The sequence below is a fragment of the Achromobacter pestifer genome (genome assembly GCF_013267355.1).
GTDB lineage: Bacteria > Pseudomonadota > Gammaproteobacteria > Burkholderiales > Burkholderiaceae_B > Achromobacter > Achromobacter pestifer_A.
This window is the reverse complement of the sequence record NZ_CP053985.1, coordinates 905,443-920,382: the sequence shown is the minus strand read 5'-3', so window position 1 is coordinate 920,382 and position 14,940 is coordinate 905,443. Positions and strand designations below refer to the sequence as shown.

Annotated in this window: 14 protein-coding genes; 9 read left to right on the top strand and 5 right to left on the bottom strand. The window is 66.5% G+C overall.

Annotated elements, in window-relative coordinates:
* Positions 1-4 precede the first annotated feature (4 nt).
* Together FOC84_RS04645 and FOC84_RS04640 are read left to right on the top strand one after the other, a co-directional pair.
* The gene (locus tag FOC84_RS04645; RefSeq protein WP_173143387.1) at positions 5-826 is read left to right on the top strand and encodes an ABC transporter permease; all 822 of its coding nucleotides are present in this window, start codon (positions 5-7) and stop codon (positions 824-826) included.
* Positions 823-2,598 (top strand): dipeptide ABC transporter ATP-binding protein, encoded by a 1,776-nt coding sequence (locus FOC84_RS04640; protein WP_173143386.1) that lies wholly within the window; start codon positions 823-825, stop codon positions 2,596-2,598. The genes FOC84_RS04645 and FOC84_RS04640 overlap by 4 nt, the downstream gene beginning before the upstream one ends.
* 10 nt (positions 2,599-2,608) lie before the next feature.
* Here FOC84_RS04640 and FOC84_RS04635 read toward each other — a convergent pair whose 3' ends face one another.
* The 4 genes from FOC84_RS04635 to FOC84_RS04620 form a co-directional block, all read right to left on the bottom strand.
* Complete coding sequence (locus tag FOC84_RS04635) at positions 2,609-2,953, bottom strand: antibiotic biosynthesis monooxygenase family protein (RefSeq protein WP_173143385.1); 345 nt, start codon at positions 2,951-2,953, stop codon at positions 2,609-2,611.
* On the bottom strand, positions 2,950-4,053 hold the full coding sequence (locus FOC84_RS04630; protein WP_173143384.1) for a cytochrome: 1,104 nt from the start codon (positions 4,051-4,053) through the stop codon (positions 2,950-2,952). The genes FOC84_RS04635 and FOC84_RS04630 overlap by 4 nt, the downstream gene beginning before the upstream one ends.
* Positions 4,054-4,125: 72 nt before the next feature.
* On the bottom strand, positions 4,126-4,989 hold the full coding sequence (locus FOC84_RS04625; RefSeq protein WP_173143383.1) for an NAD-dependent epimerase/dehydratase family protein: 864 nt from the start codon (positions 4,987-4,989) through the stop codon (positions 4,126-4,128).
* 74 nt (positions 4,990-5,063) lie between these two features.
* Complete coding sequence (locus tag FOC84_RS04620; protein WP_173143382.1) at positions 5,064-6,710, bottom strand: electron transfer flavoprotein-ubiquinone oxidoreductase; 1,647 nt, start codon at positions 6,708-6,710, stop codon at positions 5,064-5,066.
* A gap of 112 nt (positions 6,711-6,822) precedes the next feature.
* Here FOC84_RS04620 and FOC84_RS04615 point away from each other — a divergent pair, with 112 nt between their 5' ends.
* The 3 genes from FOC84_RS04615 (at position 6,823) to FOC84_RS04605 (ending at position 8,822) form a co-directional block, all read left to right on the top strand.
* A complete protein-coding gene (locus FOC84_RS04615) occupies positions 6,823-7,272 on the top strand; it encodes an acyl-CoA thioesterase (RefSeq protein ID WP_173143381.1) in 450 nt (149 codons plus the stop codon).
* 186 nt (positions 7,273-7,458) lie between these two features.
* Positions 7,459-8,157, top strand: coding sequence for a CoA transferase subunit A (locus FOC84_RS04610; protein ID WP_088139081.1), 699 nt, complete (start codon positions 7,459-7,461; stop codon positions 8,155-8,157).
* Between the two features lie 11 nt (positions 8,158-8,168).
* On the top strand, positions 8,169-8,822 hold the full coding sequence (locus tag FOC84_RS04605; RefSeq protein ID WP_173143380.1) for a CoA transferase subunit B: 654 nt from the start codon (positions 8,169-8,171) through the stop codon (positions 8,820-8,822).
* A gap of 44 nt (positions 8,823-8,866) precedes the next feature.
* On the opposite strand, the gene FOC84_RS04600 is transcribed toward FOC84_RS04605, so the two are convergent.
* Complete coding sequence (locus tag FOC84_RS04600; protein WP_173143379.1) at positions 8,867-9,325, bottom strand: GNAT family N-acetyltransferase; 459 nt, start codon at positions 9,323-9,325, stop codon at positions 8,867-8,869.
* Positions 9,326-9,550: 225 nt separating this feature from the next.
* On the opposite strand from FOC84_RS04600, the gene FOC84_RS04595 reads away from it, so the two are divergent.
* The 4 genes from FOC84_RS04595 to gsiB all read left to right on the top strand — a co-directional run bounded on the left by FOC84_RS04595 (position 9,551) and on the right by gsiB (position 14,853).
* Positions 9,551-10,426: a MurR/RpiR family transcriptional regulator gene (locus FOC84_RS04595; protein ID WP_088139083.1), complete on the top strand. Its 876-nt coding sequence runs from the start codon at positions 9,551-9,553 to the stop codon at positions 10,424-10,426.
* Positions 10,423-11,310, top strand: a complete 888-nt coding sequence (locus FOC84_RS04590; protein ID WP_173143378.1) for an isoaspartyl peptidase/L-asparaginase family protein — start codon at positions 10,423-10,425, stop codon at positions 11,308-11,310. Before FOC84_RS04595 ends, FOC84_RS04590 begins: the two co-directional genes overlap by 4 nt.
* A gap of 43 nt (positions 11,311-11,353) precedes the next feature.
* Positions 11,354-13,234 (top strand): dipeptide ABC transporter ATP-binding protein, encoded by a 1,881-nt coding sequence (locus tag FOC84_RS04585; RefSeq protein ID WP_173143377.1) that lies wholly within the window; start codon positions 11,354-11,356, stop codon positions 13,232-13,234.
* 65 nt (positions 13,235-13,299) lie between these two features.
* Entirely contained in the window at positions 13,300-14,853 is a 1,554-nt protein-coding gene (gene gsiB / locus FOC84_RS04580) for a glutathione ABC transporter substrate-binding protein GsiB (protein WP_173143376.1), read from the top strand.
* Positions 14,854-14,940: the final 87 nt, after the last annotated feature.

Genomic DNA, 14,940 nt, shown 5'->3' with positions numbered 1-14,940 from the left:
CATCATGGGCTTGAAACATACCAATGCCGTCCTGGGCGGCGCACTGGTCGGGGGCGTCGTGCTGCTGGCCCTGGTCGGGCTGGTGTACACGCCGCACGACCCGCTGGAAGGCGACCTGCTGGCGCGCTTTGCGCCGCCGTCCGCGGAGTATTGGCTGGGCACCGACGAGTTCGGCCGCGACGTGCTGTCGCGGCTGATGGCGGGGGCGGGAGTCAGCGTGGCGGTGAGCGTTTTCTCCGTGCTGTTGGCGTTGCTCCTGGGCACCACGATAGGCGTCACGGCGGGCTATGCGGGCGGCTGGGTCGACCGCGGCATCATGGTGCTGGTGGAATCGCTGATGGCGTTTCCCGGCCTCTTGCTCGCGCTGGGCATCATGACCGTGCTGGGCCCGTCCAAATGGGGCGTGGTGTTGGCGCTGGGCCTGGCGTATTCGCCGTCGGTGTCGCGCATCGCGCGCGGCGCCGCGCTGTCCCTGCGCCAGCGCGATTTCGTCATCGCCTCGCGCGCCACCGGGCATGGCGGCCTGTGGACGGTATGCCGCCATGTGCTGCCCAATTGCCTGCCGCCGTTGCTCATCTTCGCGACCTCGATCTTCGGTTCCGCCCTGCTGGCGGAAAGCGCGCTGAGCTTTCTTGGCCTGGGCGTGCCGCCGCCGCTGGCCACCTGGGGCGGCATGCTGTCCGAGAGCCGCAACGCCATGGACCAGGCCATCTGGTTGGCGGTATTCCCGGGCGCCATGATTTCGTTGAGCCTGCTGGGCATCAATCTGCTGGGCGATGCGGTGCGCGATCTGCTGGATCCGCGCATGCGGGGGGTGATGGCATGAGCGCAGCGCAACCCTTGCTGTCCGTACGCGATCTGGAAATCCGCTTTCCCGGCAAGCGCGACGCCGCGCCGGTGGTGAACCGGGTGTCGTTCGATCTGCACGCCGGCGAATCCCTGTCCATCGTTGGGGAGTCCGGCAGCGGCAAGACGCTGATCGGCAAGACTCTGCTGGGCCTGTTGCCCGATTCGGCCCGCATCAGCGGTGGACAGGCGCTGTTCGAAGGCCAGGACCTGCTGCGGCAGGCGCCGCGCGAGTGGCTGGCGATGCGCGGCACCGGCCTCGGCATGGTGTTCCAGGAGCCGATGGTGTCGTTGAACCCGGCGTTCCGCGTGGGCGAGCAACTGATCGAGGCGCTGGTGCTGCGCCGTGGCATGGCGCGCCGCGATGCCTGGGACGAGGCCGTCCGGATGCTGGAGCGGGTGCGCGTGCGCGACGCGCAGGATTGCATGAAGCGCTACCCGCATGAATTCTCCGGCGGCATGCGGCAACGCATCCTGCTGGCGGGGGTGATGCTGCTCAAGCCGCGCCTCCTGATCGCGGACGAACCCACCACCGCGCTGGACTGCGTGGTGCAGAAGGAAGTGCTGGACCTGATGTGCGAGCTGACGCGCGAGCAGGGCACGGCGCTGATCTTCATCAGCCACAACCTGGCCCTGGTGGCCGCGTACACGCAGCGCGTGCTGGTCATGTGCCGCGGCCGGGCGGTCGAGACCGGCCCGGTGGCCGAGGTCCTGTCGCGGCCGGCGGATCCGTACACGCTCAGCCTGCTGGACGCGCTGCCCAAGCGCGGCCCGGCCCGCCCGGCCGCGGAAGGGCCGCCCATCCTGCGGGTGGATGGGCTGGCGATCGATTATTCGGTCCGAGACGGCTGGTTCCGCAAGCGCGCGGTGCGCGCCGTGCACCGCGCGACGTTCGCGCTGGCACCGGGGGAAACGCTGGCCATCGTGGGCGAATCGGGCAGCGGCAAGACCACGGTCATGATGTCTATTCTGGGGCTGGTACCGCAGGCTCGGGGGCGCATCGAACTGGACGGCCAGGCCTTGCCCGCGGGCGGCTCGGGACTGTCCTGGCAGGCGGCGCGCCGGCGGGTGCAGATGGTGTTCCAGGATCCCTATTCATCGCTGGATCCGCGCATGACCATCGGCGACCTGGTGGGTGAGGGCCTGCGGCTGGAAGCCGGCATGACGGCGGAACTCCGCCGCCAGCGCGTGGCCGAGGCCTTGCGGGACGTGGGCCTGGGCGAGGGCTACGCGGAGCGCTATGCGCACGAGCTGTCCGGCGGCCAGCGCCAGCGCGTCGCCATCGCGCGGGCGCTGGTGCTGCGGCCCGAGGTCATCATCGCGGACGAGCCGGTGTCGGCGCTGGATGTCACCGTGCAGAAGCAGGTGCTGGAGACCTTGATGTCGCTGCAGCGCTCGCATGGCTTTGCCTGCCTGCTGATTTCGCATGACCTGGGCGTGGTCGAACAGATCGCCGACCGCGTGGTGGTGATGCTGCGCGGCCATATCGTCGAAGAGGGCACGCGCGACGAAGTGTTCGACCGGCCCACGCATCCCTACACGCGCCGCCTGTTGCAGGCGGTGCCGGAGCTGCGCGGCAACCGGGCCGAGGGCTTTCGCGTGGAAGTGCGGGACCTGCCGGCGGGCCAGTGGCGCGACGAGGCCGACTACTTCGATCCCTCGTCCGCGCCGGGCCTGCCCGCGATGGCGGCGGTGCGGGAGTCCGGCGCCACCCACCGGGTGGCGCTGGCGGCAGCCGCGGCCGGGGCTTGAGGCGCGGGCCTCAGCCGTGCCGCGCGCGGCTGTCGGCCGGCGCCGCGTCGCGTTGGTCCATGCCGTAGTCGCGCAGCACCTGCGCCACGCGCAGGCGGTAGTTGGCGAAGACGCCGCCGCGCCCGGCGTCCTGGGCCCGGCGGTGCGACTCCAGTGTGCGCCAGCGCTGGACCGCCTCTTCGTCGCGCCAGAACGACAGCGACAGCAGCTTGCCCGGATCGGTCAGGCTCTGGAAGCGCTCGACCGAGATGAAGCCGTCGATGGCTTTCAGTTCATCGATCAGGCCGGCGGCGATGTGCAGATAGGGATTGGGGTCGCCGTGGGCGGGTTCGACTTCGAATATCACTGCGATCATGGTGCTTGTTCCTCGGAAAAATCAAACTGCGGCACGCGCGCGTTGGGCAGCGGCCGGTAGCGGAATCGGGTCGCCAGCGCGGCGGCGTCCAGGCCCGCGCGCAGCAGCCGGACGAGCGCGCCCGCCGCGTGCTGGCGGGCGGGCAGGCGGCCGGGGCAGGCGTGCCCGAATGCGCCGAAAGTCCAATGCGCCTCGGGCTGCGCCGTGGCGGCCGCGGCCAGCACCAGCAGCACGGTCTGGCCGGCTTCGATGCGTTGGCCGCCGACGTCGATGCCAGCGGCGAGAAAGCGGCGCGTGTTGTGCAGCGGCGGGTCGCTGCGTTCGACTTCATCCACCAGTGCCAGCGCCGCATCGTCGCTGAGGTCCGCGCGCAGGCCGCGCCGTCCGGCCAGGATGATTGCGTTGCCCAGCAGGCCCGCGCCCGCCTCGCAGGACTGGAACAGCAAGCCGGCCAGATTGGCGGCCAGCAGCGCGGGCGCGATGCCCGCCCGCGCGCCGTCTTCGCGCAGCCTGCGCAAGGCCGGCGCGGCGTCGGCGGTTTGCAGATGGGACTCCAGGCGTGCCTGCAGGCGCATCGCGGCGGTGTGTCCCGCTTTGACGCGCTCCGCCGTGGCCGTGGCGGGCAGCGCCGACAGAAACGCCGCGATGTCGGCGGCGCAATCCGCGTACAGGTCCGGCGGCAGTCCCAGGAAGGCGGCTTGCGCATGCACCGGCGCGGCGCTCAGGTAGCGGTCGACGGCCGCGGCGTCCAGCGGCCCGGGATCCGGCCACACGGCCGTACAGGACTGTGCCGCTTGTTCGTGGATGTAGGCGCCCAGCAGGGTCTTCATCTGCGTGTGCGTTGCGCTGTCGTTCATGCGCACGAAGCGGCCGAACAACTCGCCCGCCGGACCTGGGCACAGGCCGTTGGGCACGGGCTCCGCCACGGGGCGCACGCGCGCGGCGGGGTGCTGCATGATGGCCGCTATCGTGTCCGGATGGCTGGCGACCCACAGGTCCAGCGTCGGCTCGCGATAGAGCGGCCGCTCGCGCGCCAGCGCGGCGTAATACGGGTAGGGGTCGGGGTGAGTGACCGCCTGCAGGGGATGGGCAGGATGCATGGCGATGGCCGGTAGTGGATCCGGCCGCCAGTATCCGCCAGTCCTGGCGGCCACGATTCGATGCGCGCCGAACTATGCCTGCGGCGTATTCGGGCCGTTGCCGGACGCCGCCAGCAGCGCGGCATAGCCCTGCCGCGAGTCCGGCCATTGCAGCCTGAGACCGCTGGCGCGCAGGCGGGCGTTGCTGAGCTTCTTGCTGCCGACGTTGGCCGGCGCCGGCGCCTCGCGCGGCGCAGGCGCGCCGATCAGCCTGGCCAGGTCGGCATACAGCTCATGCAGGGGCAGGGGCGTGTCGTCGCAGCCTATGTAGACGGGCGCGGCATCGGGCAGCAGCGCCAAGTGAACCACGGCCGCCGCGGCGTCGTCGATATGGATACGGTTGGCCCAGTGTTCGGGAGAGCTCGGCGCGCCTGCCGCGCCTTGGCGCAGGCGTTCGATCAACTGCAGGCGTCCGGGGCCGTACAGCCCCGCCAGCCGCAAGGCGGTCGAAGGCAAGCCGCGCGCCGCCAGCGCGGCTTCGGCCTCGAGCAGGATGCGGCCATTGACGCCCAGCGGCGCGGGCGGCGTGTCTTCGTCGACCCAGCCACCCTCGTGTTCGCCGTAAACCGCGCTGGACGAGATGAACACGATGCGCTTGAGCTGTGTAGTGTCCAGCGCGTCCAGCACGTGCTTCAGGCCGTCGACGAAAACCGCGCGGTAGGCGGCGGCTTCGCGCGCGCCGGGCGCGGGCAGGTGGATGAGCCGCGTGACGCCATCGGGCAGGGGAGGCAACCCGTCAATGTGGGAGATATCGCCCTGCAGCCAGCGGATGCCATCCGCGTTTGCGGCCGGCGGATTGCGGCGCAGCGCGAAGACTTCATCGCCGCGCGCCAGGAAGTGCCGGGCCGCGCGCTGGCCCAGGTCGCCGCAGCCGATGAAGAGTACGCGTTCGGTCATGGGATAGTCCTGCTGTCGAAAAAAAAGCGCCCCGCGGGGCGCCTTTGGTGGCCGGGCGCTGGCGTCCGGTTGTTTTACATGCCGCTGTAGACTGGCCCTTCGCCGCCTTGCGGGGCCACCCAGACGATGTTCTGGGTCGGGTCCTTGATGTCGCAGGTCTTGCAGTGCACGCAGTTCTGGGCATTGATCTGCAGGCGGTCTTCGCCATGGTCGTCCTTGACGAATTCGTACACGCCTGCCGGGCAGTAGCGCGATTCCGGGCCGCCATATTTGGCCAGGTTGACCTGCACCGGTATCGACGGATCCTTCAGCGTCAGGTGGATGGGCTCGTTCTCGTCATGGTTGGTGTTCGAGATGAACACCGAGCTGAGCTTGTCGAAAGTGAGCTTGCCGTCGGGCTTGGGATAGTCGATGCGCGCGCACTGCGATGCGGGTTGCAGACAGGCGTGGTCGGGCTTGTTGTGGCGCAGGCTCCAGGGCATCTTGCCCTTGAGCAGCAGCTGTTCGACGCCGGTCATCACGGTGGCGATGGTGCGGCCCTTCTTGAACCACTGCTTGAAGTTGCGCGCCTTGTTCAGTTCCGCATGCAGCCAGGACGCTTCGAAGGCCGCGGGATAGGCGGCCAGTTCGTCCTGGCGGCGGTCGGCGACCAGCGCGTCGAACGCGGCTTCGGCAGCCAGCTTGCCGGATTTGATGGCGGCGTGGCTGCCCTTGATACGCGAGGCGTTGAGGAAGCCGGCCTCGCAGCCGACCAGTACGCCGCCCGGGAAGGTCAGCTTGGGCAGGGCCAGCAGGCCGCCCGCGGTGATGGCGCGAGCGCCGTAGGCGATGCGCTTGCCGCCTTCGAAAGTGCCGCGGATGGCGGGGTGCGTCTTGTAGCGCTGGAATTCATCGAACGGCGACAGCCAGGGGTTGGCATAGTCCAGGCCCACGACCATGCCCACCGCCACCAGGTTGTTGTCCAGGTGGTAGAGGAACGAGCCGCCGTAGGTATCGGAGTCCAGCGGCCAGCCGCCGGTATGGATGACCAGGCCGGGCTTGGACTGGGCCGGATCGACTTCCCACATTTCCTTGATGCCGATGCCGTAGGACTGCGGATTGCGGCCGTCGTCCAGCTTGTAGCGTTCGATCAGCTGGCGGCCCAGCTGGCCGCGCGCGCCTTCGGCGAACACCGTGTAGCGGGCGTGCAGCTCCATGCCGGGCTGGTAGTGGTCGGTGTGCGAGCCGTCGCGGGCCACGCCCATGTCGCCGGTGGCCACGCCGCGAACGGCGCCGTTTTCGTCGTACAGCAGTTCCACGGCCGCGAAGCCGGGGAAGATGTCCACGCCCAGCGCCTCGGCCTGTTCGCCCATCCATTTGACGACGTCGCCCAGGCGGACGATGTAGTTGCCTTCGTTGTGGAAACAGGGCGGCAGCAGCCAGTTGGGCGTGGTGCGCGAGCCGGTCTCGGACAGGAACATGAACTTGTCATGCGTGACCGGCACGTTCAGCGGGGCGCCTTTTTCCTTCCAGTCGGGGATGAGCTCGGTCAGCGCCAGCGGGTCCATGACGGCGCCGGACAGGATGTGCGCACCCAGTTCCGCGCCCTTTTCAAGTACGCAGACGCCGATTTCCTGATTCTTTTCAGCGGCCAGCTGCTTAAGACGGATAGCAGTGGCCAGGCCAGCGGGTCCACCGCCAACCACGACCACGTCATATTCCATCGACTCGCGTTCAGACATTGCAAAGCTCCCCGTATGTATTCCATATTTGGCTGGAAGTATTATCGGCGATTGTATTGCAGGCGGAGGTCATGTATGCCTTCGTATTTCTTTTAGCCATCTGGAGTAATTGGTGAACGCGGACAAAACCTCAGCGCGGACCTTGGCCGTGGGAGATATCCATCAGGTCGAACTGCCCTTGCGGTGGGGCGATTCGGACCCTCTGAACCATCTGAACAACGCGATGTACTTCCGCCTCATGGAAGAGGCGCGGATACAGATACTCTATGGCGCGGGTTTTGCGCTGCCCGCCGATCAGGGGCTTATCCTGGCGCATGCGTCCTGCGATTTCCTGCGGCCCCTGACCTATCCCGCCAATGTGCTCGTGACGCACAAGCTCATGCGCATCGGCCGCAGCAGCGCGGAATTCGAATTGCTGCTGGAGAAGGCGGGCGACGAGGACGGTCCTTATGCCCGCGCGCGCAACGTGCTAGTCTGGATGGACTATGTGGCCAATGCGTCCGCCCCGTGGCCGCATGAGGTGCTGTCCAAACTGGGCGCCATGTTCAAGCCCGCGGCTTGAATCGGCGCCGGCCAAAATAGCGCGTGCTTTGGCCGGCCATGCCGGTAAAATCTAGCGCAAAATCAAAAAAAGCAATAAGGGCGCGCCACCCTCGGCGCCAGCCGCACAGGGCGCCGGACGGTGTTGCTGGAAGCGGCGCCGGCAGCCGCGCCCTCTTCGGTTAGACCTTAACTAGGAGTTGGAGCGATGGACAAGGTTTTTGCAAGCGCCCAGGAGGCGCTGGCAGGCATCGTCAAGGACGGCCAGATGATCGCCGTGGGCGGTTTCGGCCTTTGCGGCATTCCCGAGGCCCTGATCGCCGCGCTGCGCGATTCGGGCGTCAAGGACCTCACTTGCATCAGCAATAACGCGGGCGTGGACGGCTTCGGCCTGGGCCAGCTGCTCAATACGCGCCAGGTCCGCAAGATGATCGCGTCCTACGTGGGCGAGAACAAGGAATTCGAACGCCAGTTCCTGTCCGGCGAACTCGAGCTCGAGTTCACGCCGCAGGGTACGCTGGCCGAAAAGCTGCGCGCCGGCGGCGCCGGCATTCCGGCCTTCTTCACCCGCACCGGCGTGGGCACCATCGTGGCCGACGGCAAGGAGATCCGCGAGTTCGACGGCCATCAGTACGTGATGGAGCGTTCGCTGGTGCCCGACGTGTCGCTGGTCAAGGCGCACATCGCCGACCGCAGCGGCAACCTGGTATTCCGCAAGACCGCCCGCAACTTCAATCCGAACGTCGCCATGGCGGGCAAGTTCACGGTGGTCGAAGTCGAGGAAATCGTTGATACCGGCAGCCTGGATCCCGATCAGATCCACTTGCCCGGCATCTATGTGCAACGGATCGTGCTGAACGCCACGCCCGAAAAGCGCATCGAACAACGCACCACTCGCCCGGCCTAAGGAGAACAGACATGGCATGGTCCCGCGATGAAATGGCGGCGCGCGCCGCGCGCGAGCTGCAAGACGGCTTTTATGTGAACCTGGGCATCGGCTTGCCGACCCTGGTGGCCAACCACGTGCCCAAGGGCATGGAAGTGTGGCTGCAATCCGAGAACGGCCTGCTGGGCATCGGCCCGTTCCCCACCGATGATGAAGTCGACGCCGACCTCATCAACGCAGGCAAGCAGACGGTCACGACCTTGCCCGGCTCCTCGATCTTCTCGTCGGCGGATTCGTTCGCGATGATCCGCGGCGGCAAGATCAACCTGGCGATTCTTGGCGCCATGCAGGTCTCCGAAAAGGGCGACCTGGCCAACTGGATGATTCCGGGCAAGATGGTCAAGGGCATGGGCGGCGCCATGGACCTGGTGGCGGGCGTGGGCCGCGTCGTGGTCCTGATGGAGCACGTGGCCAAGAAGAAGGACGGCACCGAGGACGTCAAGCTGCTGTCCGAATGCAACCTGCCGCTGACGGGCGTGGGCGTGGTCGACCTGATCATCACCGATCTGGGCGTGATGGAAGTCACCGAAAATGGCCTCAAGCTGCTGGAAACGGCGCCGGGCGTGACGGTCGACGAGATCAAGTCCAAGACGCAAGCCAAGCTGGACGTGTCGGCAGTCAAGTAATCCTTGCGCCGCACTCATGAAAAACGCCCCTCCGGGGCGTTTTTTTATGCCACTTCGTCCAGCCGCATCCCCACGTGCGGGATGCCGTCCTCGATGTATTCCTCGGTGACCTGCACGAAGCCGTGTCCGCCGTAGTAGTTGCGCAGGCGGGCCTGCGCGCCCAGATACATGGCGCGGCCGGGCCAGCGCAGGCGCACTTCCTGCATCGCGTGGCGGATCAGCTCGTGGCCCAGGCCCTGGCCGCGCGTCCATGGCGCCGTGACGACGCGTCCGATCTCGATCTGGCCGTCCTTCAGCGACGGATCCAGGATGCGGCAATAGGCGGCGAGCTTGCCGTCCTGCCAGGCCATCAGGTGCGAGGTCTGGCCGATCAGATCCTTGCCGTCCATGTCCTGGAAGATGCAATTCTGTTCAATGACAAAGACTTCCGTGCGCAGCCGCAGGATCGCGTAGAACTCGGTCACGGTCAGTTCCTGGTGCGGCTTGCAGATCCAATCGGGCATAGCGTCAATCCGGTGTGGCGTGGGAGCAGGGCGTCCCGTCGTCGGCGCCCGGTGTGAGGACGTCCATGCGGGCGGGCCTTAGCGTAACGCAAACCGGCCCCGTTTTATTTGATGCACTGTTACATATATTCACGGGTATACCCTTAGTATGAAAATCTATTTTCTTATCTAAAATTTGCCTGTAAACAGATTTACATAAACCTCCGCTACACCGCCCCCAAATCGATGACCAAGGCCGCACTCACGATTGCTGACCGGATCGCCCGGGCCCAGCCCGCGCTGAGCCGTACCCAGCACAAGATGGCCGAGTACGTGCTGGCGCACCAGTTCCGCGTCGCCACCATGACCATCGACGAGTTCGCCGCGGCGGTGGGGGTGTCGGTGGCGACTGCCAACCGTTTCGCGCGCGCCCTGGACCTGCCGGGCTATCCGCAGTTCCGCGCCGAGTTGGCGCGCGGTTTCGAGGCCGCGCTGGAACCGGTGGAAAAGCTGCGTACCGAGTTGGCGCATTCCGCCAGCGCCGTGCAGATCTTCGCCGCCACGCTGGAAGAAGACATCCGCAACGCCCAGCGCAATCTGCAGTCCTTGGACGCTGGCGCCTGCGAGCGGGCGGTGGAGGCCATTCTGGCCGCCGAGCGCGTTTTCATCATCGGCTTCGGCGCCAGCGGCTTCCTGGCCGGCCTCTTGCAGCGCGGCCTGTGCATGCACCTGCATTCCGTTGAATCGCTGGCCGGTCCCGGCGGGGTGTCGAATGCGGCGCGCCAGATGGCGCGCATGACCGCCAAGGACCTGGTGATCGCCATCGCTTTTCCGCGCTACCTGGCCGACACGGTGACGCTGGCCGGCGCGGCCAAGCAGGCCGGCGTGCCGGTGCTGGTGCTGACCGACAAGCCCACGTCCCCGCTGGCGCCCACGGCTTCCGTGGTGCTGTACGCGTATTCCGCGCGCCAGCTGATTCCCAATTCCGAAACCGCCGCGCTGGGGCTGATAGAAGCCCTGTCGTCGGCGGTGGCCTATCGGGCCAAGAATTCCGTCGCGGCGGCCGCTGGGGTGACCCAGTCCGTCATGCCGTGGCTCATCCATGGAGTAGGTAAACGATGATTCAACCCGTGATCGCGATTCACGGTGGCGCCGGCGCGATGTCCCGCGCGGCCATGTCGCCCGAAAAAGAACTGGAGTACCTGAGCGCGCTGGAATCCATCCTGACCGCCGGCCAGGCCGTGTTCACCAGCGCCGCCACCCATGAGCTGGACGCCGCCATCATGGACGGCGCCACGCTGCGCTCGGGCGCGATCGCCGGCGTGCACCGCGTGCGCAATCCGGTGTTCGCCGCGCGCAAGGTCATGGAAAACAGCAAGCACGTGTTCTTCGTGGGCGAGGGCGCCGAAGCCTATGCCAAGGAGCAGGGCGTGGAGCTGGTCGATCCTTCCTACTTCTCCACCGAAGCCCGCCGCGAACAGCTGCTGCGCGTGCAGCGTGAAACGCCGGAAGCGGCGGTGCTGGACCACGACGGCCAGGCGCTGGTCGCGCGCGGCCAGCCGGCGCCGGCCGATCCGCTGGACGCCGACAAGAAATTCGGCACGGTGGGCGCGGTGGCGGTGGACGCCCAGGGCAACCTGGCCGCGGCCACCTCGACCGGCGGCATTACCAACAAGCAGGTCGGCCGCGTGGGCGACGCGCCGCTGATCGGCGCCGGCACCTATGCCAGCAACAAGACCTGCGCGGTGTCCACCACGGGCACCGGCGAAATGTTCATCCGCATGGTCGCCGCCTATGACGTGGCGGCCCAGATGGAATATTGCGGCGCGTCGCTGGAAGCGGCCGCCGACCGTGTCGTGCATGAAAAGCTGCCCACCATCGACGGCAAGGGCGGCCTGGTGGCCGTCGACGCCCAGGGCAATGTGGCCTTGCCGTTCAACACGGAAGGCATGTATCGGGGTTACGCCCGAGTCGGCGAGAAGCCTGTCACCGCTATCTACCGATAAGCGTCGGCGGGTTCGTTTTTTCAGTATTTGGGGAATCAAAGAGATGGTTGATCGCGCAAACAGCCTGGCGCTGCCGGAAAACCGCGTGGTCCAGGTCGACGACCTGACGGTGCGCTTCGTGGGATCGGAGCGCACGGTCGAAGCCGTGCGCAATCTGTCGTTCCATGTGGACCGGGGCGAGACCCTGGCCATCGTGGGCGAATCGGGTTCGGGCAAATCGGTGACGTCCCTGGCGCTCATGCGTCTGGTGGAGCATGGCGGCGGGCGCATCGCCCAGGGCAGCATGGCCCTGCGGCGGCGCAACGGCTCCGTGATCGACCTGGCGGGATCCAGCCAACGCGTCATGCGCAATGTGCGCGGCGCCGACATGGCCATGATCTTCCAGGAGCCGATGACCTCCTTGAACCCGGTCTTCACGGCCGGCGACCAGATCGCCGAATCGATCCGCCAGCACCAGGGCAAGGACGCCGCGGCCGCTCGCGCCGAGGCGCTGCGCATGCTGGAGCAGGTGCGCATTCCGGAAGCCAAGTCGGTGCTGGACCGCTATCCGCACCAATTGTCGGGCGGCATGCGCCAGCGCGTGATGATCGCCATGGCGCTGGCCTGCAAGCCGGCGCTGCTGATCGCCGACGAACCCACCACCGCGCTGGACGTCACCATCCAGGCGCAGATCCTGCAACTGATCCGTCAGCTGCAGGAAGAAATGCACATGGGCGTGGTGTTCATCACCCACGACATGGGCGTGGTCGCGGAAGTGGCCGACCGCGTGCTGGTCATGTACCGCGGCGACAAGGTCGAGGAAGGCCCGTCCGAGCAGGTATTCGCTACGCCGCAGCACCGCTATACCAAGGCGCTTCTGTCCGCTGTGCCGAAGCTGGGCGCCATGCAGGGCACCGACCTGCCCGCGCGCTTTCCGCTGCTGCAGGCCGAAGGCCAGGCCCAGCCCGCGGCCGCCGTCGTCAGCGCGCAGCCCGCGCCGGACGCCAAGCGCGAACCCATCCTGAGCGTGCGCAAGCTGGTCACCCGCTTCGACCTGCGCGGCGGCATCATGAGCCGCGTGCAGCGCCGCGTGCACGCGGTGGAGCAGGTCAGCTTCGACCTGTTCCCCGGCGAAACGCTGTCGCTGGTGGGCGAATCCGGTTGCGGCAAGTCCACCACCGGCCGTTCGCTGCTGCGCCTGGTCGATAGCCAGGGCGGCGAGATCCGCTTCGGCGGCCGCGACATCGTGCGTCTGAAGAACACCGAACTGCAGTCCCTGCGCCGCGACATCCAGTTCGTGTTCCAGGACCCGTTCGCTTCGCTGGATCCGCGCGTGACGGTCGGCTTCTCCATCATGGAGCCGCTGCTGGTGCACGGCGTGGCCCGTGGCCGCGACGCCGAGCGCCGCGTGGCCGAACTGCTGGAGCGCGTGGGCCTGCCGGCGGAAATGGCGCAGCGCTACCCACACGAATTCTCGGGCGGCCAACGCCAGCGCATCTGCATTGCGCGCGCCCTGGCCCTGAACCCCAAGGTCGTGATCGCGGACGAATCGGTGTCGGCGCTGGACGTGTCGATCCAGGCGCAGATCGTGAACCTGCTGATCGACCTGCAGCGCGACATGGGCATTTCCTTCCTGTTCATTTCGCACGACATGGCCGTGGTCGAACGCGTCAGCCACCGCGTGGCCGTCATGTACCTGGGCCAGATCGTCGAGATCGGCCCGCGCCGCGCCATTTTCGAGAATCCGCAGCACCCTTACACCAAGAAGCTGATGTCCGCCGTGCCGATCGCCGATCCGGCCCGCCGTCACATGAAGCGCACGCTGTTGTCCGACGAAATCCCCAGCCCCATCCGCAAGCTCGGCGACGAGCCGGTGGTGCAGCCGCTGGTGCAGGTCGGAACGGATCACTTCGTCGCCCGCCATCCGGTCGGCGGAGCGTATTGAGTCAGTTGTCGTATTTGTTTTTTTTCCACCAAACCCCCTAATTCCTTACGGAACCAGGAGTTGCAATGATGAAAGTTCTGCGCCCCACCAAACTGATGGCCGCCGCCGCGCTGGCCTTTGGCGTGCTTGCTTCGCCGTTGGCGCATGCCGCCAAGGACGTGACGTTCGCCGTCTCCATCGCGCTGGAAACGCTCGATCCGTACAACACCAACAGCACGCTGAACCAGGCGGCCGGCAAGGCCTACTACGAAGGCCTGTTCGAATTCGACAAGGACCTGAAGGTCCAGAAGGTGCTGGCCACCGACTACACCGTCAGCGAAGACGGCCTGGTCTACACGTTCACGCTGCGTCCCGGCGTCAAGTTCCATGACGGCACCGATTTCAACGCCGAAGCCGTCAAGATCAACTTCGACCGTCCGGCCAATCCGGAAAACCGCCTGTCGCGCTACATCCAGTTCAGCGTCATCGACAAGACCGAAGTGGTCGACCCGATGACCATCAAGATCACGCTGAAGAAGCCGTTCTCGGCCTTCATCAACGCGCTGGCCCACCCGGCCGCCATGATGATCTCGCCCGCCGCGCTGGCCAAGTACGGCAAGGAAATCGGCTTCCACCCCGTGGGCACCGGTCCCTTTGAATTCGTCGAATGGAAGCCGGCTGAATACCTGAAGGTCAAGAAGTTCGACGGCTACTGGAAGAAGGGCTACCCCAAGGTCGACACCCTGACCTTCCGCACCGTGACGGACAACAACACCCGCGCCGCCGTGGTGCAGACGGGCGAGGCGCAGTTCGCCTTCCCGGTGCCGTTCGAGCAAGCCGCCGTGCTGAAGAAGAACGACAAGCTGGACGTGGTCGATCACCAGAACTCGATCATGGCCCGCTACCTGTCGATGAACACGCAGCAAAAGCCGTTCGACAACGTCAAGGTGCGTGAAGCCATCAACTACGCCATCAACAAGGAAGCCCTGGCCAAGGTCGCTTTCTCGGGCTACGCCACCATCGTCGACGGCGTCGTGCCGCAAGGCGTGGACTTCGCGTACAAGACGGGTCCGTGGCCCTACGACATCAAGAAGGCCAAGGCCCTGCTGGCTGAAGCCGGCTACCCCAACGGTTTCGAAAGCCAGCTGTGGTCCGCCTATAACGACGGCACCTCGGTGAAGGTGGTCCAGTTCCTGCAGCAGCAACTGGCGCAAGTCGGCATCAAGGTGTCGGTCGAAGTGCTGGAATCGGGCCAGCGCGTGCAGCGCGTCCAACAGGTGCAAAAGCCTGAAGACGCCAAGGTCCGCATGTACTACGCCGGCTGGTCGTCCTCGACCGGCGAAGCCGACTGGGGCCTGCGTCCGCTGCTGACCACCGCCGCGTTCCCGCCGGTACTGAACAACGTGTCGTACTACTCGAACAAGTCGGTGGACGACGGCATCCAGCTGGCCCTGGCCACGACCGACCGCGCCAAGAAGACGGAAATCTACAAGAACGTTCAGGAAACCATCTGGAAGGACGCCCCGTGGGCCTTCCTGGTGACCCAGAACAACCTGTACGTGAAGTCGAAGAACCTGTCGGGCGTGTACGTTGAACCGGACACCTCGTTCTGGTTCGGCGACATCGATCTGAAGCAGTAAATCTGGCGGTAACTCTCGGGGCCTGCGTGCCCCTGTAAGGCCACATACGGCGGGGGCGCGGTGCCCCCGCCGATGTTGCAGGAATTT